The following is a 24,595-nucleotide window of genomic DNA, read 5'->3' on the forward strand; positions in this document are numbered from 1 at the left end:
GCAGGTGTGACAAAGACTCCGCCCGTCCCTCTCTTCCCTTCCTCACGTGGCACTTGCATATAGTCGATCGGATTTTTTAAAAAAAGCATGAATACACGCCCCCTTTTGAAATTTCTTCTGCTTCGCTGGTGAGCATGTTTCGAAACGGAGCGCCTCCAAGATCTAGCGGAGCAGCGAATCACAGGAAAAAAGGAGCAACCTGCCCTATCAATATAGCTACTACCACTTTCGTATGATTTGGTCAGACCAGAAATTTCTGGCTGACCATTTTTCATTGAAATGGTTGTATGATGACTGGAGCCGAGGGAGTACGTCTGCAACTAGGAAATGCGATTTCGTCAGATGTAGTTCCTCTGCCAATGTTATAGACTGTTCTATCAACTTGTATATAATGGAGCAGAAAAAGGTATACGGTTTTCTCCATGCTACTACAACACGAGAGAGGTGAAATGATGTCTATTCGGCTTAAACTGCTCTTCTCCTTTACCGGCATGCTCGTGATCAGCCTGCTGATGTTCGCCCTGACCGCCAGCCTATTTACGATTGCATCAACCGGGGATATCAGCAGCTTTCGGGATTTTTATAAAGTGCACTATCAATTGAATCCGCTAACCGAAGAGGAAGAATCGATCTTTCTTGAATTGAAATACTTGGCCAAAAATGAACCGGATCAACTGCAAAATCAGAAACTACTGCAAGACTACGATTTTAAACTCAAAACGGTGAGAGCCGGTCTGTATGTTCGCCGCGAGAGTACCCAAATCTTTGAATCGAATACGTTTCATCAACCGGAATTGGAAGCAGCCCTACCGCCTTACGATCTGAATAACAGTCAGATTCGCAACACCTTCAACATCGGTGAACGTTTTTATGCATACGCAAAATTTGATTTCACTTATTCGGATGGTGCCAAAGGCAGCGTATTCGTCATCCGCGAGCGCAGCCCGTTTGCAGAGTTGGCACGCAAGCTGCTGCCGATGCTTTCGATCCTTTTGATTGGATTGCTGGTGATCGCCAATATCCTGTTATACCGCTGGATTACACGCAGTGTCGTCAAACCGCTCAACCTGCTGCGCAACTCGGCAGAACAAATCCAGGAGGGTAACCTGCAATTCGCACTGGAGCTGCAGTCGAAGGACGAGATCGGGCAGTTGAACAAAGCCTTTGAAAATATGCGGCAACGACTGCAAGCATCGGTCGACCTGCGACTCCGCGATGAGGAGAATCGGAAGGAGCTGCTCTCGAACATCTCTCATGACCTGCGTACCCCGATCACAAATATTAAAGGCTATATTGAAGGGATACGAGATGGTGTCGCCGATACGCCGGAGAAGATGCAGAAATATGTCGATATCATTTATACCAAAGCGGTCGATCTGGACAAATTGGTGGATGAGCTGTTCCTTTACTCCAAGCTTGATCTGAAGCAAGTACCCTTTACATGGGAGCATGTGGACGTCAGCAAATTCCTCGACGACTGCATCGACGAGCTGCGCTATGACCTGGAAAAGAAGCAGATTGCCATCGACTATAAGAATCATGCCTGCCATGACGCAACAGTGCTAGCGGATCGGGAAAAGCTGAAGCGTACCGTACTAAATATTATCGGGAATGCAGTGAAGTACATGGATAAGCCGCAAAAGCAAATCCATGTCCTGCTGCATACGGATTCCGATCGGGTAACGGTCGAAATCCGGGATAACGGGATGGGCATCCCTCCGGAAGCTGTCCCTCACATTTTTGAACGCTTCTATCGCGCGGAACGGTCGCGTAATTCCTCGACAGGCGGCAGCGGTCTGGGACTGTCGATCGCTCGCCAGATTATCGAAGGACACGGTGGGACCATTTGGGCGAAAAGCGAGCAAGGTGTGGGCACGAGCCTGTTCTTTACGTTAAAACGAATGCAGAATCAAGGAGGCAATGATCCCGATGACGCGAATCCTGATCATTGAAGACGAAACGACCATCGCTCAACTGGAACGGGATTATTTTGAGCTAAACGGTTTCACCGTAGATATTTGCGGCACAGGAAATGAGGGGTTACACCTCTCCCTGCATGGCGATTACAGTCTCATCATCATTGACTTGCAGCTTCCTGGCATGGATGGCTTTGAATTATGCCGACGCATTCGGGAGGCAAAGGAAGTTCCGATCTTAATTGTCTCTGCCAAAAAAGAAGAAATCGATAAGATCCGCGTATTTAATCTCGGTGCGGATGACTATATTACAAAGCCGTTTAGCCCGAGCGAATTAGTGGCGAGAGCAAAAGCTCATTTGACCAGATATGAACGCCTGCTGGGAAAACAAGACCTTGTTCAAAAAGATGAGATCCATATACGCGGGATTGTCATCGACAAAGCGTCCCGCAGAGTATATGTGCGTAATCATGAGGTCATGTTTACGACTAGGGAATTCAGTCTGCTTGAGTTTTTGGCCAGCAATCCCAACCGGGTGTTTAGCAAGGAAGACTTGTTTGAACGGATCTGGGGCATGGACTCGAGCGGCGATATCGCAACCGTGACGGTGCACATACGCAAGCTGCGTGAAAAGATTGAAGTCGATCCGTCGAACCCCCAGTATATCGAAACGGTATGGGGGGCCGGCTATCGTTTTACCGTGTAATCATGCAAGCATGCTTTGGTGTTTAGAATGATTTAAGAACTTGTTTAGAATTTATTAATAACCAGTTTCTTTGCAGTTTAACTCTCTCCTCTACCATACAGGTATGAGCAACAACAACTGTTACGAGGAGGAATCACTTTGAACACGCATTCAAAAAAAGCAGCCGCTTTGGTGGTCGCAACGTTACTAGGGACTCAAGCCCTTTCATTCCCGGCTTTGCATGTGCAAGCAGCTACAACTGCTTCTGTAACCGCACAAGAGATTCAAGAAGCGATCGGAGTCCTTTCGCGCCTCGGCGTTTTGGAAGGCTACAAGAACCAATCGATGGGCGTTCATAATCAAATCAACCGTGCTGAATTGGCAAAAATGGTGGCAAAAACATTTCACTTGGAAAATCAAGCCACATCACGCATCAGCTTCACGGATGTGGCTCCAAACGCCTGGTACTACAAATACGCATCCGACTTAGTCGGGCTTGGTATCATGCAAGCGGATAACGGCCAATTCAATCCACACGCAACCGTGACAAATGCCGAACTCGTGCAAATCGTATCGAAAGCTCTGAAACGCGATGTAAAAACGGTAAATTACTGGATGGAGCGATTCACGTCCAAGCAAGCACCCACTCGCGGAGAGGTCGCCTATCTGCTGAATACCGCGCAAAAAGCGATCCCATCCGAAAAGGCAAACGTAATCGACATCAAAGCATTGAATGCCATCACCCTGATCGTCACCTTTGATGCACCGCTGACATCCGCGAATGAAGCATTCGCCAAAGCGAAAGAAGACTTCGCATTCACCGAAGGATTGACCTTGACCAATATGCCGCGCTTGAAAACCGGCTCCATCGCAACGTATATCGTGCCGACATCGGAGCAAAAAGCGGGCACATCATACAGCCTGACGTATAAAGGCAAACATGCCGGCACATTTGTCGGCAATGCGACAAAGCTCTCCATGACCCAGCCAAGCCAAGTCACAAATGATACGTTTGAAATCGCTTCTCTGAAATCGGAGGGAGTCGTCGACTATGGCTATATCATCTCTGCTTACAGCGCAGGTCGCGGTGACAATGCATTCGTACTGGATAACAACAACCAGACGGACGGAAAAACGTATCAAGTCATTTCTTCCATGCAGGGCAGACAGGTGACGATCACACCAGAAGGCGGGCAACCGATCATAGCCAAATATGTTCCTTTTACGCAATCGACGGACGGCAAACAAGAACCGAAATTCCGACTGCCTGACGGACAAACCTTGACACCTGGGGTAACCTACACCGTATCATCCGATTGGGCGCAAATGGCCACCCCTACATTCGTCGCGAAAAATATCGCGCCGCTGGAGCTTGCTGCGGCAGGCGCCATCAATGAAACGTCCATTTCCGTCACCTTGGCTTCCGATCCTGGCGATGAATTGTTTTCCGGCCGCAGCGTAGAGTTGACCGCTGAAAACGGCGAGAAGTTGACTGCCACCTATAAATACTCCAGTCGCAAAGGCGCGGTAGGCATATTCGATATCCAGCAAAATGGTACGCTTACCAAAGGGACGACGTATTCGGTCCGTCCGGTAGGAGACTGGGCAGGCGATTCAGTAGTTCAATTGACCGTAAAATAATACTCTTTTGCTGGAACAAAATGAACGTAAAAAAAACAACCCGGGCTTCTTCCGGGTTGTTTCTGTATTATACCGTAGGTGTCTCTTCTGGAATAAGAATCTCAAATACATCACCGTGCTGCAGGATGGTAATCCCTCTTTTGCGAATGGACATCACTGCTACTTCCGGTCTTGCTTTCATGCGCTCTACGTAGTCGGAAGGCACATCCCCCGCATCACTGATGGTGACACCCTCGATCTCTTTCTCTTCATACTCGGACAAAGGCTGGTTCAGTACGTCCTCATAGATGCCGGAAAAGGTTTCATAGCTCTTGGTGTAGACAGTTATACATTTCATGGACACGTTAATAAACCCTCCTTGATTATAGGGTTACCAATTCCATACAGGCTCATGTACTACTTTTTGCCTCTGTTTGGAGCTGGCTTCCCTTTTCCGCCTGCTTGTTTTGCCGCGGCTGGTCTGGAACCGGCAGTCGCGCCGTTTTTCTTCGCTGCTTTACGGGCCGCAATCGCCTCGTCGCGCTTCCGTCTTTGCTCATACGCGGATTGCCACTCTTGCATATCCTGCTGCAGCTTTTTCTTATAGCCAGGCTTTACTTTTGTCTGTTTTTTCAATGCGGAAGCCAAAGGCGCTTCCTTTTTCTTCTTTTCTGTAGCTGCCTGTTTCGCCTTTTCTTCACGCAGGGCAGCAAAATGGACTTCACGTTCCTTTGCCCGTTCCTTGCGACCTGCGTCCAAATGTCTTCCTGCTGTAAGCAGCTTCTCTTCCAATTGTGCTTTTGTTGCTTTTTCAATGCGTTGCATGATGGATTTCTGGCGCGGTGAAACGAGGGAGATCGACGTTCCCTTATGTCCTGCCCGCCCAGTCCGGCCTACACGGTGGATGTAGCTTTCCACATCATTGGGCAAATCATAGTTGAATACGTGGGAAACCCCTTCGACATCCAACCCGCGCGCTGCGATATCTGTCGCAACAAGAATCTGGAATTTGATATCCCGGAATTGCTTCATCAGCTGCTCGCGTTTGTTTTGGGAAAGATCCCCGTAAAGCGCTCTTGCTTCATATCCTTCTTCCTGCAGCTTTGCTGTGAGCACCTGCACACGCTGCTGTGTATTGGCAAATATGATCGCCAAAAACGGCTTGGTGGTTTCCAGCAAGTCCATCAACGCATCCATCTTGTCGCTCTGATTCACCACGTAATACAATTGCTCGATGTTTTCCGTGGTCTTTTGCTTGTTTTCAATCTTGATATGAGGCGGCTGTTTCATAAATTGCTGAGACAGCTTTTTCACTTGATCCGGCATCGTTGCTGAAAAAAGCAGAACCTGACGATTGCTTGGCGTGGATACGATGATTTTCTCCATATCCTCCAAAAATCCCATTTCCAGCATCTTGTCGGCTTCATCCAGCACAAGCGTGGAAATCCGGCCAAAATGCAAGGAACCGCGCTGTAAATGATCCAGCACCCGTCCAGGCGTACCTACGACAATGTGGACCTTTTGCTTCAGCTTGTTAAGCTGCTTCTCGATATCGGCACCCCCGTGCAAGGAGAGTACATTGACATCCAGATGCTTCCCCAGCTTCTCGATCTCCGCCGCAATTTGAATGGACAATTCCCGCGTCGGCGTCATGATCAAGGCCTGGATATCCTTCTTGTCTGTCTGCAGCTTTTGCAGGATCGGAAGCACGAAGGCCGCTGTTTTCCCCGTACCTGTCTGCGCTTGTCCAATGACATCCTTGCCTTCCAGGATCAGCGGGATGGCTTCCGCTTGAATCGGAGTCGGATCTTTATAATAAAGGTCTTTAATCCCCTGCATGATTTCAGCTCGCAAACCGAATGCTTCAAACGATAGTTGACTCAAACTTCTCACTTCCTTCCTGAACACGTCTCTCTATAGTAAGATAGTATTTCCAAAAACACAACGGGCGACCCGGCTTTCACCAGGGCACCCGTTCCCCACTATTTCGCCAATTCGTAGATGGCTTGGGCGTAAATCGCCGTTGCCTTGAGCAAATCTTTGATCAAAATATATTCGTCTCGTTGATGCGCGCAGTCCGGTCGGCCCGGAAAGAGCGGACCAAAAGCAACACCGACATCCAGAGCACGGCCATAGGATGCACCGCCAATCGCCATGATGCCCGCTTCCTCTCCGGTCTGCTCCGTATAGACTCGCTGCAAGGTGGTTACGAGCGGATGCTTGGGATCGACTCGATGAGGGACCTGAACCTCCTCGATTTCCAACGCAAATGCGGCTTCCTCCAGGCGTTTCAACACAATGGGCTGCCACTCTTCAAACGTAGTCGAGTGCGGATAACGGATGTTGATGTCGAAAGCGATGTCTCCTTCCGCTTCGTAGGAGATCACTCCGGTATTGAGCGTCAACGGCCCCATCTCTTGATCGTCCTGCGCGATTCCGAGCGCTTCTCCATAATGCTGCTCGTGGAGATACGTATCGGTAAACGAGGCGAATTGCTCAGCCCGCTCATCCAGGGACAATTCTTTCAGGAAATGAACCAGCTCCGTGCCTGCATTTACTCCTTTGGCAGGGTCCATACCGTGCACGGATACGCCTTCCATGGATAATGTGACGCGGCTGCCTTCTACGGCTGCATTTCCGGTCTTGCCCTGTTGCTGCAGATAATCACGGTAGATTGCGACCAGTTGCTCTGCTGTTTTTCCGACAGGCTCAAGGACTGCTTGGGCCCGATCTGGCACCATGTTCATCCGCAGGCCCGCTTTCAGCTCGATCAGCCGCGCATCGATCTGTTGCTTGTGCGCAAGCCCTTGCTTGGCAAAGGCTTCCTTCGTTTGCCGCCAGACGAGATGTGTCAGCCCTTTCTCCGCATAGATCAGCGGGAAGTCAGCATCCGGGGTAAAGCCCATCGTCGGCATTTCTTCCCGTTCAAAATAATATTTCATGCAGCGCCAAAGCGTTTCCTCATCCGTTCCGAAAATCAGGCGCACTCTTTTGCTGAGCGGCAGACCCAATTCCTTCACAATCTTGGCCGCAAAAATGGCCGCCATTCCAGGCCCCTTGTCATCGATCGCCCCCCGCGCCACGATTCGATCCCCGACAATTTCTGCTGCATAAGGAGGTGTCGACCAGCCATCCCCCTCCGGAACGACATCCACGTGGCTCAATACGCCGATCAGCTCTTTGCCCGTTCCAAATTCGGCATGACCCGCGTATCCATCCACATCCTTGATCTCCATGCCGGCGTCTCTGCACACCCCGAGCGCAAACTGCAGGGCGTTATTGACGTCTTCCCCAAAAGGAGCCCCTTCACGTGCCGTGGAAAAGTCCATCACACTTTTGATGCGCAGGAATTGCTGCGTAGTCGCGATCAGCTCCTCCTTGCGTTTTTCCACCTCTGCGCGCCAGTCGATCGTCATCTCACTCATCTTACTCCATCCCTTCTGTCTCTTTGCTGCCTTCGATTGCCTCGTTCTCGCTCTGCTCATCATCATCCAGATCAAGCTCGACCATCGACAAAAGCGATTCCATCGGCAGCTCTTTTTTACTCTTGAAGGCCCTTTGCGCTTCCTTGATTTCCTCACGTATGTTGTTCATTTCGCTGTCCAGCTTGGAGGAGGCCTTTGCCGCCTCGATCAATCTTTGGCGAATATTCGACGGGATGATTCCTTCATACTTATAGTTAAGCGAATGCTCGATGGTTGCCCAAAAATTCATGCCGAGCGTCCGAATTTGAATCTCGACCGGAATCGTCACCTGTCCGCGTGAAGTCATCATCGGATATTTTACCGCCAAGTGATAGCCGCGATAGCCGCTTTCCTTTGGCTTTGTCACATAATCCTTCTCCAAAAATATCGTCATGTCGCTGCGCTGGCGGATCATTTCCACGACCGCAGGGATATCGTCAATAAATTGGCAAATAACCCGGATGCCTGCGATGTCCCGAATTTCCCAGGCAATTTGCTCATTGATCGGAAATTGCAAGCGGTTCGCTTTCGCATAGATGCTGGCGACCGTTTTGACGCGTCCCATGACAAATTCGATGGGGGCGTGCTCCTTTCGTTTCCGCATCTCATTTCGTAAATTTTTCAGCTTTACCTTGATTTCTTCCACCGCTTGTTCAAACGGCAGCAAATATAGATCCCAGTCCATCTTCTGTACGATGCGCTCCCTCCGCTAGAATCCACTCGTCCTTATCATTCAACAATTTACTTAGAATATCCTGCCAATGTGATTTCCTATCGAGCAGAAAACTAAGCTGCGCCAAGTCTTTTGCATAGCCTTAGCTGCACGCATGTCGATGGGAAATTTAAAATTCCTGTTGACGAAAAAAGACCGTGCTTGACGGTCTTTTCTCCTCACCCCATTCTATACGCCATTCATCATCAATACTTCCTCACCGGGGGTCAGCCCTTTGCGGATCTCCACAAATTCTGCCCCTTCGACCCCCACTTCCACTTCTTTCGGGACCGGTTCTCCGTTCTTCGGATCCTTGACCATCACCGTGCCTTTCCCCGCTTCCATGATTTCCACAGCTGATACCGGCAATCGGGTCACGTTCTCGATTTTTTGGATATGGATATCGCAATCTCCGGTCATACCGTGAGTCAGCTTTCCGTTGTTCTCTACGGCGATTTCCACTTCGAAGCTGACCTTCTTATCCGTTTTCGTTCCTTCATTGGGGATTTCTACAACTTTTCCCGTGAACGCCTGATCGCCGAATGCTGTGACATACACATCCGCAGTCTGGCCCGGTTTTATGTCAGGAATATCCAATTCATCGACAGCAGCCACGAAGGAAAAGGAGGACGTATCCATCAGGATCATCGCGACTTTGCCGGGGTCGATCGTCTCCCCTTCCTTGATATCCAGCTTGGTTACCTCGCCGCTAATCGGGGCCGTCACTTGCTTTTTGGCAATATCTCTGCGTTTTTGCTCCAGGGAGAGCATGGATTCCTGCAAAGCCAGCTCCTTCTCGCGCAGCTCCAGATCATTCATGGATGTATCCATTTCCATCAGCAGCTGTCCTGCCTTGACGGTATCATCCACATCGACCGCCACTTTATTGACTTTCCCCGTCGTATTTGCGCGGATCTCAATCTCGTCCGGCAGTTCGAAGGGGGTAGGCGTTGCGCTGGAATACAAGACGCCTTGGGGATCGATGTACTGGATGACTCCTTTTTCCCCTACATACAGCGCGCCTTGCTTTTTCACAAGCACCTCCACATTTTGCGGTGCATTGATTCTGACCGAGGTGGTTCGCTTATTCTCCTCTGTGGACGTTTCCGACGTTCCCTTGGTATCCTCTTGCTTCACCTTTCCGATCAGGTCCACCTCTGATACCGTTCCTTCCAGATAGGATAGGGAACTCGGCAGGAACACCTTGACCTTTTGGCCTACCGTAAAATGCTCTGCTTCAAAGGTAGAAAATCTCCCCGTTATCTTCAGGAATTCGGTGTTGACGATCGTGGCGACCACCGTCTCTTCGGACACTTGATCACCTTCTTTCACCAAGACCTCCTTCACTTTACCGGCCTTGTCTGACAGGATCGTCGGCTTTCGTTTCTTCAGTTCATCCAATTCCTTTTTTGTCCGCATGATGGTCAAGTCGAGCTTTTGCAATTCGAGCGCCGCATCACTGGTGTCCATGGTAAACAAGACGTCGCCTTTGCTGACACGTTGTCCATCTTCGACCAACAGCCGTTCCACTTTTCCAGAAAGCTCTGCCTTGATTTCTTCGCGGTCCTTGGCTTCGATCTCTCCGGTTGCGTAGATGGTTTTCTTCACTTCTCCCACATCGGCGGCAACCGTCGGGAAGGAGGGAGCTTCATTCATCGTTTCCTCAGCGGCCTTCTCCTCTGCGCCAAAATATTTCCAACCGCCGTATCCGCCGCCTGAGAGCAATGCGACAGCCAGCGAAATGATCAACCATTTTTTGTTCATCCCCGTATCCTCTCTTTTCATCCTATCTTTCTATGCATTAATCAGAACGAATCGCCTGCAGCGCACTGAGGCGGGAAGCGCGAAACGCTGGGAAAATGCCGGCTAGAAGCCCAATCACGAAAGCGAATCCGATGGCAAACAACGCAAGCCATATCGGAACAACCGCGATCTGCGCCAGCTGCTCTTCGGGACCGGGTCCTCCGCGAAAGCCGAACTGCTCCATCGCCCCGCTGTTTTTCGCCAGTGTGTTGATCAAGGCAACCGCTCCATAGGCTAATCCCAGCCCCGTGACTCCGCCGATCAACCCGATGAAGCCGGACTCGATCAAAAAAAGCCAGCGAATGTTGTAGACCGTAGCGCCAATGACTTTCATGATGCCTATCTCTCTCGTGCGTTCCAGAATCGACATGATCATCGTATTGACGATGCCGATGGAGGCTACCAGCAGGGAAACCGCCGCAATGCCGCCCAGAATCATCTGGATGACGAAAAAGAATTGATTGATCTGCTCCAGTTCCCGCGCGGGGGAATAAACCTCGAAGCCATTTTCCTGCACCTTTTTGACCACGGTTTCCACCACTTCGCGACTGGCGGCCTTTACCGTAATCTCGTCGTAGATCGTATTGTTTTTGTCTGCATTCGCTCTTGTTCGGGTCTTGCGTACGGAAGAGCCACTCTCCTGAAGCTCCTCCTCCATTCCTTGATTCACCCATTCGTTCAATTCGGTGATCATGTCTAACGGAACATATGCAACCGGGCCATAGCGGGGGTTGTCCAATTTATGCTCTTGACCGACTACGCGAACACGGATTTCCCTCTTTTCGAATTTGGGTTCATCATCTACCGTATACTGCCGGGTAAGGACGATGACCGCCGCTTTCCCCACGACGTCGAGCTTCAGCTCTCCGCCGCCCTCGCCCATCTCAGGCGGCATCATCTCAGCCGCTCTCGTGTTCCGCTGGGCGTTCCTTTTTCGTGCTTCCCGCCGCTCCTTCTCCACATCGACGAGCTGCTGCAGCACATCATAGCTGACCACGATCTCATTTTTAGCCCCGCTCAGGAATGTGCCTTTTTCCAGATCCGCTTTTTTGCTTGCAGCGGATTCTCGCGGTTCCACACCAATCAGCTCCACATATCCCTCTCTTCGCCCGATTTTCAGCTTGGAGTCGGCATGCAGACGCTTGGTCGGCATGACTTGCGTGATTTCCGGAATCTGCTTCAAGATCTGCACCGCTTCCTTGTCCAGCTTCCTCTGTTCTTCGTCGGGAATAAAGGTTCCGTCGGGCGAGCGGAACGCAGGGGCGATCTCCATTTGCGTCAAATTGCCCCAGCTCTCCAGGCTTTTCACCGCATTTTCTTTCAGCCCCAGGCTAAGCGAAATCATCGCTACGATCGCAGCGGTACCGATCATGACGCCTACAGAGGTGAGGATTGTGCGAAGCTTCATGCGCCACAGGTTGCGCCATACGATGCGAAAACTGTCCAGTCCTCTCACGTCAGCTGCACCTCGTTTGCTGTGCGGGCGTTTTCGATCCGCTTGATCCACCCATCTTGCAGATAAATGACGCGATCCGCCTGGTGAGCGACCTCCTGATCATGGGTGACGACTACGAACGTCGTACCGATTTCCCGATTCATCTGTCTCATCAAGGCGAGAATTTCCTTTTCCGTCGCACTGTCCAGATTTCCCGTCGGCTCATCTGCCAGTACGATTTGCGGCTGGTTCACCAAGGCACGGGCAATACTCACGCGCTGCTGTTGACCGCCGCTTAACTCATTGGGCTTATGATCGAGCCTTTCTCCCAGCCCTACCTGATGCAGGATTGCTTTGGCCCGCTCCCGCCTTTTCCTGACTCCCTCGCCAGCGAAAATCAGGGGCAGCTCCACATTCTCCAGGGCGGTTAGATTCGGCAGCAGGTTATAGGATTGAAAAATAAAGCCGATGCATTTTCTCCGAAAGAGGCACAGTTGATTTTCGTTGAAACGCGAGATTTCTTCTCCGTTCAGCCATACGCTCCCCTCGTCTGGTCTGGTCAAGCCGGCCAACAGATTAAGCAATGTGGACTTGCCAGAGCCCGAAGTACCGCAAAGCGCGATAAACTCCCCTTTGTTGATATGCAAGCTGATCTGATGCAGGACAGGCACTTTGATTTTCCCAGTGCCATAGCTGTGGTTGACTCCTTCCACGGTTAATTCGCCGATTCCATTCGCCATCTGATTTGCCTCCACTTTCCATCGTTACCACTTTTCTCTTTCCCCTTGTTAGACGGATGGCAGCATGGAGACGTAACAGCCTTTTTGGAAAAATTTACTCCGCAGCCTTAACTGGGGTCGTTTGTACAAACATAGCGGTGGGGGAAGGGAAGACCGGGCGTGCTGTGTTCTTGCCACACCTGCGGGAAGTGTGGACTGCCCGGTTCCGCTCGCAAAAACGGGACGTCGCACAAAAGTTTCGGGGAAGCATATTCATACGTAGCGGTTGCGCGACAAGCGTGTCCTGTTTTTGCAAGCTCCACCTCGGTAGGTGTGGCAAAGACTCCGCCCGTCCCGGTCTTCCCTTCTTTACGTTGCGGTTGATGATGTAAGCGAAAGCGTAAAGCCCCGTATTGCACGGGGCTTTGTTGTATTTCGTCTTTTGCATTTGAAAAAGCTTCTGCTACGCTGGTGAGCATGTTCCGAAACGGAGCGCCTGCGAAGCCCGCCCCAGCGGAGCAGCGAATCGCGGGAAAAAGGGGGGCAAACTTGGCTAAGCTGCGGAGCGTTTACCACTTTTTGCACACCCCCGCGATTTGCTGCGGAGCGGACAGTCCCTTCCCTCAGCGGGGCGTAGAATGAAGCGGAGTTTCGGAACATGCTCATCCCACCGCAGCCACTTTCTATAAACATGCATAAAAAAAGACCGGTTTCCCGATCTTTTAAAAGCTCTCCCGAATCATCGCANATCCCACCGCAGCCACTTTCTATAAACATGCATAAAAAAAGACCGGTTTCCCGATCTTTTAAAAGCTCTCCCGAATCATCGCAATCTCATCGCACATCGGCAGCTTGGAACAATTGATACAGTCCTTCCACACTTTCTGCGGGAGCGTTTCCTTCGCTACGATGTGGAATCCGCATTTATCGAAAAATTCCTTTTGATACGTCAGCGCCAATACCCGGTTAATACCGAGGTTTTTGCATTGCTCCACCAGGTGCAGGACCAGGCGCTTGCCGACACCCATCCCTTTGGCGTTTTCGGATATGGCCAACGAACGGATTTCGGCCAAGTCCTCCCATAAAATATGCAGTCCGGCAACCCCTAAAACATCTTGGCCATCAAAAGCGACTACGAATGATTGCAAATTCTCGCATACGGATAATTTCGTACGGGGCAACATCAGCCCTTGTAGTGCATATTGGTTAATAATTTCCAGCATTTGGTCGACATCACTCATCTTTGCCTGCCGAATGGTCATGGCTTTTGCGATGCTCATGGTATACTCCCCCACTCCGTGCTCTATCCTGTTTTCAGAATAAATATTCATGATAATATATAAATATACATTTTTGTCATCGCGAAGTCCATCCCTTTTTCTTGCCGGTTCACGAATATGTTATAATGTGGATTGGAGGTGTTTATGTTGACCACAAGACGCGAACGGAAAAAGCGGGAGACCCGGCAAAAGATATTTGATGGAGCCATTAAACTATTCAAAGAGCACGGCTTTGAATCCACGACGATTGATATGATTTCCGAAGAGGCGGATGTGGCGCGAGGAACAATTTTTCTACACTTCCCTTCCAAAGAAGCGATCTTGGCCAACTGGGGCTATGAACGTATCCTGGAGCTTGAAGAGCGCCGGGAAGAGTGGGACTATGGTGACAGCTGCAAGCAACGCGTATTGCGAATTTATAAAATTTTAAACGAAATCAACATTCAACATTGTGATTTTATGCGTGTTCTGATTGAATCAATGAAGCATCGCAAGGTCATCGAATCGGAGAAAAACATTTATTTTGAGCTGCGCGAGATTTTTGCGGACATCATTGAGGAAGCCCAAGAGAAAGGGCGGCTGAAAAGGAAATTCAACCCGGTCGTTGCAGCCAACATGCTTGAAAATATTTACTACAACGCTTTGCACGACTGGATCCGCAGCGACGGGGCATGGCCGTTGGAGGAAATCATGGAGGAAAAGGTATCCATCGTTTTCGAAGGGCTGGATGATTAAAAAAGGAGGGTGCTTTCTCCCTCCTTTTTTCTTATTCAGATTGCATATGCAGAGGAAGCATGACCGTTACTTCTGTGCCTTTCCCAAGCTCACTCGCGAAATGAATGGTTCCGCCCATCGCCTCGACAATGCGGATGCTCACGAGAAGCCCCAGCCCTGTTCCTTTCTCTTTTGTTGTAAAAAATGGCTGACCCATCTGCTTCAGCTGTGCAGGGCTCATCCCCTGGCCGGTATCCGTGATTCGGAGCATCACCTGCTGCGCAATCCTTTCCGCACTCAGTACAATCGTGCCTCCGCCTGGCATAGCCTCGATCCCATTTTTGATCAGGTTCATCAACGCTTGCTTGCACTTCAGCTTATCGCCCCGAGTGTACAGGGCTCCTTCTTCCAGATGAGCCTTCAGCTGCACCCGATTCATCAAGGCATAGGAAAACATGACTTGTTTGATTTCCCGCATCATCTCCGCTGCATCAAACGTTTCGATCATTTCGTCCTGCGGTCTGGCCAAATTGAGATAATCGGAAATGATGAATTCGGCTCGATCCAGTTCAGCCAACACCAGTTTGATATATTCTTTCCTTTCCTTGTCAACACCGTCACGAAGGAGCTGTACAAAGCCGCGGACAACGGTAAGCGGATTGCGGACCTCATGAGCCACACTGGCAGCCAGCTCGCTGATCAACGTCAATTTTTCTGAATTTTGCAACTGAATACGCATCAAGGCGGTCTCCCGCAAATAGCCGGCAAAAATCACGGCAAGCAGCAAGCCTCCCATCCCATCGCGAGATAGAGGGGCAGCACGAGATACAAGGAGCCATATACGACGACCCACAAGCCATCTCCTCCCAAAACCATTCGATAAAGCAGCATGACGGCAAACAGGAAAGAACAATCGGGATCGAACGCAGATCATATTGCAATCCGCCATCAATCGAAATCGGGAAGCTCATGCATAATAGGACAGCCAGCGAGCTGGTCAAGGCAAAAAAAAGACGAGTCGGGATCAGCCTGCTTTGCCTATTTGTCAACAAGCCGATTTCGCAAAAAAGAACAGGAAAAGTAATGAAAAAAAACTGAAGCAAGATATCTTTCATTACGATCATTGTATGTTCTCACTTCACTTTTTCGCTGTATATATTTCCACTTTTCCAAAAGAATACCATTATTTCCCATCCTCTGAAAAGTTTTTTTTCCTTAACCTTTGTTCATTTGTATCTGCCCCTTGCTTCACGCCTATACTTTACCTATGATGGAGTTTAGGCGACACGGACACAGATCCGCATGAATCGCGTCGCCATTGCTTTCCAATTGATTCGGAGGTATATCGAGTGCAAGCAAACATCAAGCGTGAAGATATCGAACTGTTGGCCCCTGCCGGAAACTGGGATTGCTTGAAAGCTGCCGTAGCCAACGGAGCCAATGCTGTCTTTTTTGGTGTCGAAAAGTTTAATGCCCGGGCACGTGCCCAAAACTTTCACACCGATGAGCTGCCTGAAATCATGTCCTATCTCCATATGTACGGAGTGAAGGGTTTTTTAACGTTTAACATTCTTGTCTTTGAAAACGAATTGCAGGAAGCGAAAGAATTGATTGAAGCCTGTATCAACGCTGGCGTGGATGCCGTGATCGTGCAGGATCTGGGGCTGGTGAAGCTGATTCGCGAGCTTTCCCCCGACTTTCCGATTCATGGCTCCACCCAGATGACGATTACCTCTCCGGAGGCGGTCGAGTTTACCAAGCCGTTTGATTTGGAGCGTGTCGTGCTTGGACGGGAAAACTCCCTGAAGGAGATCCAGAAAATTGGAGAAAAGGCCAAGCTGCCGATGGAAGTGTTTGTCCATGGCGCACTCTGCGTCTCCTACTCCGGCCAATGCCTCACCTCCGAGATGTGGGGCGGCCGTTCCGCCAACCGCGGGGAGTGTGCGCAAGCCTGCCGTCTCCCCTATGATCTGATCGTCGACGGCGTACAAAAAGAAATGGGCAACATCGCCTATCTCCTCTCGCCGAAGGATTTGGCTGCGATCGACATCGTGCCGGAGCTGATCGAAGCTGGCGTGACCTCGTTTAAAATCGAAGGGCGATTGAAATCGCCGGAATATGTGGCCAATGTGGTCAGCAAATACCGTGCCGCGATCGATCGCTATTTTGCCGGTCAGGATGCGAAGCCGAGCGAGGTAGAGGTGCGTGAGCTGCAGCAAAGCTTTTCACGCGGCTTTACCCATGGCTTCCTGGAAGGCACCAATAACAAAACCTTGCTGGACGGAACGTTTCCGAAAAGCCGCGGAGTCTATCTGGGCAGTGTGAAGAAGGTACTGAAGCATGCCCTGCTGGTAGAGCTGCAATCCCCCTTGAAGCGCGGGGACGGCATCGTGTTTGACGCTGGCGATCCGACCCAGGATGAGGAAGGGGGACGCGTCTACGATATCCTCCTAAAAGGAGAAAAGGTAGAAGGCGAAGTCTCCAAAGGACTATACGAGATCGTCATGGGCCGCAACGATGTGAAGCTCAGCCGGATCCATGTCGGCGATAAAGTATGGAAAACAAACGATCCGGAGCTGAACAAGCGCTTGCGCAAGACATTTGAAACGGACAAGCCATATACGACCTTCCCGCTTGCTGTGCATGTCAGCGGACGGGCCGGCGAGCCGTTGCAAACCACGTGGATGGATGAGAAGGCGAACAACGCCGTGAAGGTCCAGTCCGAAATGGTCCTGGAGACCGCGCTGAAACGCCCGCTGAGTCAGGAGCTGCTTCATGATCAGCTGAGTCGCTTGGGCGGCACTCTCTTCTATCTGGAAAAGGACCGTCTCGTCGCGGATCTTGAAGGTGATGTGATCGTGCCGGTCAGCGAGCTGAATCGGATGCGTCGCGAAGCGGTTGAGCAGCTCACCTACCTGCGCAGAAAACCGCCTGTCTACCAAAAATACAACGTAGACGTATACGGTGATGCTGCAGCCAAGACCAAGCAGCCTGTGGAAAAACCGCTGCTTACCGCTCTCTGCCGCTCGCTGGAGCAATTGGAGGCAGCCGCACAGACAGATGTAGATTACCTGTACGCTGACTTTGAATTTGTGAAACAGTATCCGGAGGCGGTCAAGATCGCACGCCGCTATGGAAAACAGATCGGCCTGGCCACCATGCGCATCCACATGCCGGATGAGAACGGTGTTCTTGCCTTGATTGCCAAAAGTCAGCCAGACTCGATCCTGGTGCGCAATACGGGTGCCCTTTACTATTATATGGCTCGTCAGGATGAGCTGAACATTCCGCTGATCGGCGATTTTTCGCTGAACATCGCGAACCATAAAGCCGCTGAACTCTTTTTGCAATGCGGTCTGAAACGGGTGACCCCCTCGTATGATTTAAATGTGCAGCAGATGTTTGACCTGTTGGAGCATGCCGATACGTCCCGCATGGAATTGGTGATTCATCAGCACTTGCCGATGTTCCATACCGAGCACTGCGTATACTGCACGTTCCTGAGCGAAGGTACGGATCATACCAACTGCGGCACGCCTTGTGAGGAATCCCGCATCTCCCTGAAGGATCGGGTCGGCTTCTCCCATCCTGTCCGGGTGGATACCGGCTGCCGCAATACCGTTTACAATGCGATTGACCAGTCTGGAGCCGAGTATTTGCCTGAATTTATCAAGCAAGGCGTGGGCAGCTTCCGGATCGAATTTTTGGAAGAAGAGCCTGCGCGCGTGCAAGAAGTGATCCAGCTGTATCGCAAAGCGCTGCGCGGTGAAGTAAGCGGCACCCACGTATGGCGCACGTTGAAAGCAACCAATCAATTGGGCGTTACCCGCGGTCAACTGACCAAATAAGGAGCATGTAATGGAGGGAGAAGGAAATGGCTGATTTGACGCAACCAACGCTGGAAAATCTGGCAACACTGATCGAAGGAATCAAGACGAAGCTGAATATGGCCAACACCGCTGTGATGCGGCCGGAGGATTTTACGCTCGAGCACTATGAGGACCTTCTCTACTTGTATAACATGGTGCAGAAAAAAACGACCTTCAGCATTAATGAAATGACCGCGATTGTAGAAGAATTGGGGAATATGAGAAAACAAGCGTAGGAATGAATGGACGCTGCATGGGAACAACCGTGCAGCGTTTTTCTTTGTCATGGTGAGCCATTCGTTTGGCCACATTCTCCCTTGCATTGTGGTATGATGATCCAAAAGATGATAGAAGATATGGGAGGAGAAACCATGACCCGCTTTTTGATCATTACCAATCGGACCCCAAACTTCAATGCGAACGATATTCCTGGGCATTATGAACACTTGGAGAATTTAAAGAAAAACAATCGCTTGGAATTATATGGACCCTTTAGTGATTCTACCGGAGGAGCTTATCTCATAAAAGCAGAATCATTCGAAGAAGCTGTGTTGATTGGCAGCTCTGATCCATTGATTAAATCCGGTTCTTCTACCGTGATCGTAAAGGAATGGCTTACCAAATAGCCACTTTTCGTTTTGCTGCTGGGCAAGCCTACATCCGCAAAAAAAGATCGTCCGCTCTAACCGGACGATCTTCTCTTTCCATTCAACCTCTCAAGTCGGCACGACCTGCTCCCGATGCTCATTTCCTGCGGAGGACAGCTTGGTCGGACATACCGCATCATCCCCGATGATCTTTATTTCCATGATCGGATAATTCGTCTGCAAGGCAAGCCGCATATCCTCTAAAAGAGAGCACAACACTTCTTCTTGAATCCGCTGGTCAAAAGACAGGCGGATGTCCATTTCATACGGATAGGGTGCCGGATTTTGCTTCGCGTCGGCATTACGCACGCGGTTCACCTCATCTTCGAGTATCGGTATTTCTCCTCTTAGAGTGGCTCCCCGCGGTCGCTTTCATGCGGAGCGCTGCGCTGCCGTGCTCAGTGGTTGACGATGCCGATCCGCATGTCCGCTGGATGATCGCTGTGCCCGATTTCACAGCCATCCTTCCAGAGCAAATAACGGATGCTGTCCACGAGTGCTTCCCAGCTGGCCTCGATCACATTGGTGGATACGCCGACAGTGCTCCACTTCTCTCCGTTTTTCGCCGACTCGATCAACACACGCACCTTGGCCGCAGTGGCCTCACTTTCGTCCAATACACGTACCTTGTAGTCAGTCAGATGCATTTCTTTCAAGGAAGGGAAATGACTCTCCAAAGCCTTGCGCAGCGCATTGTCCAATGCATTGACCGGACCATTGCCCTCTGCCGCTGTATGCATCCGCTGACCGTTAATCCGCAATTTGACCATGGCTTCGGAGACGATCTGCTTGCCTACCGTTTTTTCCATCAGGATTTTAAAGGAATCCAGCGTAAACAGCTCGCGCAGCTTCCCGCCCGCTTCCAGCAGCATGAGGGACAGCGAGGCTTCGGCCGCCTCATATTGGTACCCTTGATACTCCCGCTCCTTAATCTCTTTCATGACCGCTTTCGCATCCGCACTCGTACGGTCAAAAGGCAGCTGCAGTTCATCCACTTTGGCGAACAGATTGCTTTGACCGGCCAGCTCGGAAACCAAAACGCGCCGTTGGTTACCGATCGCCTCTGGCTCCAGATGCTCATACGTTTGCGGATTTTTGAGGACGGCACTGACATGGATGCCACCTTTATGCGCAAAAGCGCTGTTGCCGACAAACGGCTGATTGCCGGGCAACGTCACATTGGCGATATCCGCTACATAGCGGGAGAGATTGGTCAGCTGCTGCAGCTTCTCAGGCTCGACACAGGAAAATCCCAGCTTCAGCTGCAGGTTGGCGATGACCGAGATCAGATTGGAGTTGCCGCAGCGCTCCCCGATCCCGTTGATGGTCCCCTGCACCTGACGCGCCCCCGCCTGCACGGCAGAGAGTGCATTGGCTACCGCCAGCTCCCCGTCATTGTGGGTATGGATCCCGATCGGCAGGCTGACGCTTTCTTTCACTGTATGTACCGCTTCATAAATCTCTTGTGGCAAGCTGCCGCCATTGGTGTCACAGAGAACCAGCCAATCCGCACCTGCCTCCTCTGCCGCTTCCAGCACGCGCAAAGCGTAGACGGGATTTTGCTTGTAGCCGTCGAAGAAGTGCTCGGCGTCAAAGACGACCGTCAACCCATGCTGTTTGAGAAAACGAACCGAGTCAGAGACCATCCGTATGTTTTCGTCCAACGTCGTTTTCAACGCCTGAGTCACATGAAGGTCCCAGGACTTGCCGAAAATGGTAGCGACCTTGACGCCGCTGTCCAAAAGCGAGCGCAGATTTTCATCCTCGTGCGCCTCCACTCCCGGTCTGCAGGTGCTGCCAAATGCCGCGATCCTTGCATGTGCAAGCGGAATCTCTCGCATCCGTTCAAAAAATGCCATGTCTTTCGGATTGCTCCCCGGCCAACCGCCTTCAATGTAATCCATTCCGAGCTGATCCAACCGCATTGCAATCTTCACCTTGTCCTCCACAGACAAGCTGATGCCTTCTCCCTGTGTTCCATCGCGCAACGTCGTGTCATACAGATAGACCTTTTCTCTTCTCATGTTCCTCCACTCCATTACCGGCGTATCTACAAGGTGGGTTCTGTTGCCGGTTTGCGGTAAAATTTTTTTGAATGTTTTGAATTATCTAGGCATTAATCTTGGCTATTGTTTTCCAGTATACCAAGGAAAAAACGCAAAAAAAAGAGTGTTGGCCACTCTTTTCACCGAGCGATTGCTCATGATTGACGAGCATTTCGCTGTATAAATGACGCAGTTGTCTGGATCGCTTCCTCCAGCTGGGGTGTGGTGCCGGCAAAGGGATGTCGCGTATTCCAGGTATGATCCCCTTCCCTAATCCAATGGAGTTCGCTGTTTCTCGCGGCTTGGTGCAGCCGCTGTGCGCCTTTTACCATCCGCTCGAAGTCCCTATCTCCTTGTATGATCATCAGCGGCTTTTCCATGTTCGACACCTTGGCGAGCAGATCGTACTCGTCCTTGTGCGCATCGACGTCATCGATCACGACTTTGCGGATCGGCATTTGCTGTCCGGTACGTGCATTGGCAATGTAGCCCGTGCCATGCTCAGCGATTTCGGCACGCAGCCTCGCATCAAACAGATTCACGTCCGCAATCCCATTCCAGGTCACGATTCCTTTGACTTGGGGATGCTGCGCACCGAACAGGATCGCATCTCCGCCTCCCTTGCTATGACCCAACACGAAAAGCTGCTCCCGATCCGCATTTGCCGGTAATGGCGCATCTGGTCCATTCAGCCAATTCACGAGCACGTTCAAGTCTGCGATTTCCCTTGCATATGTATTGACTGCAAACTTTTCCAGCTCGTCAAACTCATCGCGGCTTTCCCCGACTCCGTTGCAGGAAAAATTGAAGCGGATGGTGATGATTCCATGCTTCGCCAGTGCTTCCGCTGCGTACGGAAAGCTCCCCCAGTCCTTAAATCCCTTAAAACCGTGGCAAAAAAGCAGCACGGGCTGAGACTGCTCAACGGCCCCATTTGCATGGATCTCACCACGAATCACAAGATCTTCTTCAAGCGGGATTCGAAACGATATCATTGGCCATTCCCCCTCATCGGTCTCTCTCCTATTATGAAGAGGAATGGGAAGAAACAAAAGAGCCGAGGTTAGCTAATGTGCTCCTTGGCCCTTTTCTGCTGTTTGATCAAATAAAGTGCATATTCCAACGGTCGTCTGATTGCCAGCTGATAACGCTCCAATTGTCCGGTCTTGCGTAAGATTTCACGCCCCGGCTTCGGATTGGTCTCGATCAGCCAGACTCTGCCCGTCACATCAACCCCGATATCCAGTCCAAATTCCAGCATGGAGCCATAATGCTGCTCAATCACCTGTACGGTGCGGTGGGCAAGCTCCCCGCATTCGCGAATGATCTTTCGCGCCTTTTCCTGCCCAAAACGGGAGGCGAAAAACCTTCCGGCCGGCACTGCCCTGCCACCCCCATGAAGATTGGAGGTAGAGCTTTTGATGCCGCCGACGCGGACTCCCATCCCGGTTACTTTCCATTCTCCCTCGCCATTTTTCTGGATCAATAGCCTCGTGTCGATTGTGCGATTGGGCAGCAGATCCAGACGAAGTCCCTGCTGGATGAAAAACAGCTCATTGCCATGCTTCTGGCGGTGCACCCATTGATGCAGACGTTGCAGCAGCTCCTGCTGTGAGGTGATCTTCTGCACTTTGGTTCCCTGGATTTTGGTTCTCCCCCGCAGAACATACCCTTTCCCGCGCTTTTCGACGCACAAAATACTGCGCCCCCCAGAGCCGTTTGTCGGCTTTATGTAGAGAAGAGGATAACGCCCTAGCATTTCTGCGACATTTTGCTTGCTGAACGGTCGGCTCTCCGGCAACCAGCGATTCATGATTTCGTCCGCAGCCAATACGTGATGGACCCGCCATTTGTTGGCGAATCGGCTGTTGGCATATAGAAACAAGCTTTGCTGGCGAAACGGCAAATAGCCTTTATGTTTTTCCAACGGATAATAGCGATACTGATCGATCACCACGTCCGGCCATGCATAGAGGCGCTCTTTCCAGCCCTTCTCCACTGCCGGTACGTACCCCTTGATTTGCCGTGCCTCTGTATCCACATCCTGAGGGGAAAAGAGAAATACGTCCGCGCCCATCTCACGTCCTTGGGCGATCAGTCTCCGAAAATAGTCTGGTTCAAAAAAAACGGCCCCTTCGCGATACGCCAAAATGCCGATGAGTGGTTTTCTCATAGGAAGACACCCTCTCTGCGTTCGTTGAAGATTCTTTCAACTCTTTACAGATATATGCGAGGGCATGAGCCTTGGCTATGAGCCAAGCGCCTATCCTCCCAGGAATAGGCACGAAAAAAGCACCTGGTCCCTCTATCGAACCAGATGCTCTCACTCTCTTTTTCTATGAACGATGCTTCTCCAGATAGCCGAGAACCGTTCGTCCCAAAAGCTCGGATGCGTAGGCCATCGCTTTTTCATCAATATCGAAACGCGGATGATGATGCGGCCAGGTCGCACCCTTTTCCGGATTTCCGGCACCGACAAACAGGAAAGCACCCGGAACCTTTTGCAGGTAATAGGAGAAATCCTCTCCTCCCATCATGGGTTCCATCCGCTCCACGCTGTCTGCACCAAATGTCTCGATCGCCGCTTCCCAGGCGACAGCCGCTTCCGCCTCGGTATTGATCACCGCCGGATAGCCGCGTGTATAATTGACCTCGGCGCTGCCACCCAGCATGGCTGCGGCGCCTTTTGCAATCTCGATCAGGCGCTCTTGGGCACGGTCGCGAACCCCTGGCAAAAAGGTGCGCACCGTACCAGTCAGACGGCAGGTGTCTGCGATGACATTGAAATTGTCGCCGGCGTTGAACGTGCCCACCGTGACCACGACGCTATCCAGCGGGCTGACATTGCGGCTGGCGATCGTTTGCAGATTGCTGACGATTTGCGAGCCAATCACGATGGCATCGACCGTCTCCTGCGGGATCGCCCCGTGTCCGCCTTTTCCTTTTATGTCAATGATGAAGTCATCCGCATTGGCCATGATCGGGCCTGTACCAATCCACGCTTTGCCAACAGGGAACATCGACCAGAGGTGAACGCCAAAGATCGCATCGACCCCATCGACCGCGCCGTCCTCTACCATCGCGACAGCCCCGCCTGGCAGCTCTTCTTCCGCGTGCTGGAAAATAAAGCGAATCGTTCCCGGAATCTGGTCGCGGTGCCGCGCAAGGATCGTGGCGAGGCCAAGCAGCTCCGAGGTGTGGGCATCGTGTCCGCAAGCATGCATGACGCCAGGAACCGTAGATTTATAGGGTACATCTTTTTGATCCTGAATCGGCAACGCATCAAAGTCCGCGCGAATGGCAACGGTACGACCCGGCTGACCGCCGCGGAGGGTAGCGACCACCCCGCGTCCGCCTACACCTGTGCGCACTTCATCCATTCCCAATCCTCGCAAGATATCCGCAATTTTGGCAGGCGTTTTCTCCTCGTGAAAAGACAGCTCTGGATGCTGATGAAAATGACGTCGCCAGGCAACAATCTGCGGCTCCAGCTCCTGGATGTATGTGCGTAAATTCGTAAGTAGATCTGACAAGACGGTCTCCCCTTCCGTTTTCCTTTTCACCCATCATAGCAAAAAGCGAGATCGGCTTGCTACAGAAAATCTCGGTCGAGGTGTGGAAAGGAAAGAACTGCCAAACCATCGAATACCAATAGCGTACAGACGGTTTCCGAAAAGGAGTTGACG

The 24,595-nt window shown here is 51.2% G+C and carries 21 protein-coding genes; 7 read left to right on the plus strand and 14 right to left on the minus strand.

Going from position 1 to position 24,595, the window contains the following annotated elements; genetic code table 11:
• Window positions 1-452: 452 nt before the first annotated feature.
• The 3 genes from EIZ37_RS17240 (at window position 453) to EIZ37_RS17250 (ending at window position 4,242) form a co-directional block, all read left to right on the plus strand.
• Entirely contained in the window at window positions 453-1,952 is a 1,500-nt protein-coding gene (locus EIZ37_RS17240) for a sensor histidine kinase (protein WP_134686005.1), read from the plus strand.
• Window positions 1,930-2,622 carry a response regulator transcription factor gene (locus EIZ37_RS17245; RefSeq protein ID WP_134686006.1) on the plus strand — a complete coding sequence of 231 codons (693 nt, stop codon included), beginning with the start codon at window positions 1,930-1,932 and terminating at the stop codon, window positions 2,620-2,622. Before EIZ37_RS17240 ends, EIZ37_RS17245 begins: the two co-directional genes overlap by 23 nt.
• A 138-nt stretch (window positions 2,623-2,760) precedes the next feature.
• Entirely contained in the window at window positions 2,761-4,242 is a 1,482-nt protein-coding gene (locus EIZ37_RS17250) for an S-layer homology domain-containing protein (protein WP_134686007.1), read from the plus strand.
• A 67-nt stretch (window positions 4,243-4,309) separates the two neighbouring features.
• Here EIZ37_RS17250 and EIZ37_RS17255 read toward each other — a convergent pair whose 3' ends face one another.
• The 8 genes from EIZ37_RS17255 to EIZ37_RS17290 all read right to left on the minus strand — a co-directional run bounded on the left by EIZ37_RS17255 (window position 4,310) and on the right by EIZ37_RS17290 (window position 13,634).
• On the minus strand, window positions 4,310-4,579 hold the full coding sequence (locus tag EIZ37_RS17255) for an NAD/NADP transhydrogenase alpha subunit (RefSeq protein WP_134686044.1): 270 nt from the start codon (window positions 4,577-4,579) through the stop codon (window positions 4,310-4,312).
• Between the two features lie 59 nt (window positions 4,580-4,638).
• Window positions 4,639-6,060 carry a DEAD/DEAH box helicase gene (locus EIZ37_RS17260; RefSeq protein ID WP_134686045.1) on the minus strand — a complete coding sequence of 474 codons (1,422 nt, stop codon included), beginning with the start codon at window positions 6,058-6,060 and terminating at the stop codon, window positions 4,639-4,641.
• 143 nt (window positions 6,061-6,203) lie between these two features.
• Window positions 6,204-7,637 carry a dipeptidase PepV gene (pepV, locus tag EIZ37_RS17265; protein ID WP_134686046.1) on the minus strand — a complete coding sequence of 478 codons (1,434 nt, stop codon included), beginning with the start codon at window positions 7,635-7,637 and terminating at the stop codon, window positions 6,204-6,206.
• Between the two features lie 10 nt (window positions 7,638-7,647).
• On the minus strand, window positions 7,648-8,370 hold the full coding sequence (locus EIZ37_RS17270) for a GTP pyrophosphokinase (RefSeq protein ID WP_134686008.1): 723 nt from the start codon (window positions 8,368-8,370) through the stop codon (window positions 7,648-7,650).
• Between the two features lie 216 nt (window positions 8,371-8,586).
• Window positions 8,587-10,161 (minus strand): HlyD family efflux transporter periplasmic adaptor subunit, encoded by a 1,575-nt coding sequence (locus EIZ37_RS17275; protein ID WP_134686009.1) that lies wholly within the window; start codon window positions 10,159-10,161, stop codon window positions 8,587-8,589.
• 37 nt (window positions 10,162-10,198) lie between these two features.
• Window positions 10,199-11,656 (minus strand): ABC transporter permease, encoded by a 1,458-nt coding sequence (locus EIZ37_RS17280; protein WP_134686010.1) that lies wholly within the window; start codon window positions 11,654-11,656, stop codon window positions 10,199-10,201.
• Window positions 11,653-12,375 (minus strand): ABC transporter ATP-binding protein, encoded by a 723-nt coding sequence (locus EIZ37_RS17285; RefSeq protein ID WP_134686011.1) that lies wholly within the window; start codon window positions 12,373-12,375, stop codon window positions 11,653-11,655. Before EIZ37_RS17285 ends, EIZ37_RS17280 begins: the two co-directional genes overlap by 4 nt.
• A 785-nt stretch (window positions 12,376-13,160) precedes the next feature.
• Window positions 13,161-13,634 (minus strand): N-acetyltransferase, encoded by a 474-nt coding sequence (locus tag EIZ37_RS17290; RefSeq protein WP_134686012.1) that lies wholly within the window; start codon window positions 13,632-13,634, stop codon window positions 13,161-13,163.
• A 147-nt stretch (window positions 13,635-13,781) separates the two neighbouring features.
• Here EIZ37_RS17290 and EIZ37_RS17295 point away from each other — a divergent pair, with 147 nt between their 5' ends.
• On the plus strand, window positions 13,782-14,369 hold the full coding sequence (locus EIZ37_RS17295; protein ID WP_134686047.1) for a TetR/AcrR family transcriptional regulator: 588 nt from the start codon (window positions 13,782-13,784) through the stop codon (window positions 14,367-14,369).
• A gap of 31 nt (window positions 14,370-14,400) precedes the next feature.
• Here EIZ37_RS17295 and EIZ37_RS17300 read toward each other — a convergent pair whose 3' ends face one another.
• Window positions 14,401-15,201, minus strand: coding sequence for an ATP-binding protein (locus EIZ37_RS17300; protein ID WP_167568967.1), 801 nt, complete (start codon window positions 15,199-15,201; stop codon window positions 14,401-14,403).
• Between the two features lie 496 nt (window positions 15,202-15,697).
• Here EIZ37_RS17300 and EIZ37_RS17305 point away from each other — a divergent pair, with 496 nt between their 5' ends.
• From EIZ37_RS17305 to EIZ37_RS17315, 3 genes are all read left to right on the plus strand, one after another.
• The gene (locus EIZ37_RS17305) at window positions 15,698-18,196 is read left to right on the plus strand and encodes a DUF3656 domain-containing U32 family peptidase (RefSeq protein WP_134686014.1); all 2,499 of its coding nucleotides are present in this window, start codon (window positions 15,698-15,700) and stop codon (window positions 18,194-18,196) included.
• 26 nt (window positions 18,197-18,222) lie between these two features.
• The gene (locus tag EIZ37_RS17310) at window positions 18,223-18,453 is read left to right on the plus strand and encodes a DUF1128 domain-containing protein (RefSeq protein WP_134686015.1); all 231 of its coding nucleotides are present in this window, start codon (window positions 18,223-18,225) and stop codon (window positions 18,451-18,453) included.
• A gap of 135 nt (window positions 18,454-18,588) precedes the next feature.
• A complete protein-coding gene (locus tag EIZ37_RS17315) occupies window positions 18,589-18,843 on the plus strand; it encodes a YciI family protein (RefSeq protein WP_134686016.1) in 255 nt (84 codons plus the stop codon).
• A 90-nt stretch (window positions 18,844-18,933) separates the two neighbouring features.
• Here the strand turns inward: EIZ37_RS17315 and EIZ37_RS17320 are convergent, their stop codons facing one another.
• The 5 genes from EIZ37_RS17320 to EIZ37_RS17340 all read right to left on the minus strand — a co-directional run bounded on the left by EIZ37_RS17320 (window position 18,934) and on the right by EIZ37_RS17340 (window position 24,442).
• On the minus strand, window positions 18,934-19,173 hold the full coding sequence (locus EIZ37_RS17320; RefSeq protein WP_134686017.1) for a hypothetical protein: 240 nt from the start codon (window positions 19,171-19,173) through the stop codon (window positions 18,934-18,936).
• 89 nt (window positions 19,174-19,262) lie between these two features.
• On the minus strand, window positions 19,263-20,888 hold the full coding sequence (cimA, locus tag EIZ37_RS17325; protein ID WP_134686018.1) for a citramalate synthase: 1,626 nt from the start codon (window positions 20,886-20,888) through the stop codon (window positions 19,263-19,265).
• A 176-nt stretch (window positions 20,889-21,064) separates the two neighbouring features.
• A complete protein-coding gene (locus EIZ37_RS17330) occupies window positions 21,065-21,904 on the minus strand; it encodes an alpha/beta hydrolase (RefSeq protein WP_134686019.1) in 840 nt (279 codons plus the stop codon).
• A gap of 68 nt (window positions 21,905-21,972) precedes the next feature.
• Window positions 21,973-23,082, minus strand: coding sequence for a YheC/YheD family endospore coat-associated protein (locus tag EIZ37_RS17335; protein ID WP_134686020.1), 1,110 nt, complete (start codon window positions 23,080-23,082; stop codon window positions 21,973-21,975).
• Between the two features lie 163 nt (window positions 23,083-23,245).
• Window positions 23,246-24,442, minus strand: a complete 1,197-nt coding sequence (locus EIZ37_RS17340) for a M20 metallopeptidase family protein (protein ID WP_134686021.1) — start codon at window positions 24,440-24,442, stop codon at window positions 23,246-23,248.
• Window positions 24,443-24,595: the final 153 nt, after the last annotated feature.

Origin of the sequence: Brevibacillus migulae (assembly GCF_004521915.1) — a bacterium.
Taxonomy (GTDB): domain Bacteria; phylum Bacillota; class Bacilli; order Brevibacillales; family Brevibacillaceae; genus Brevibacillus_F; species Brevibacillus_F migulae.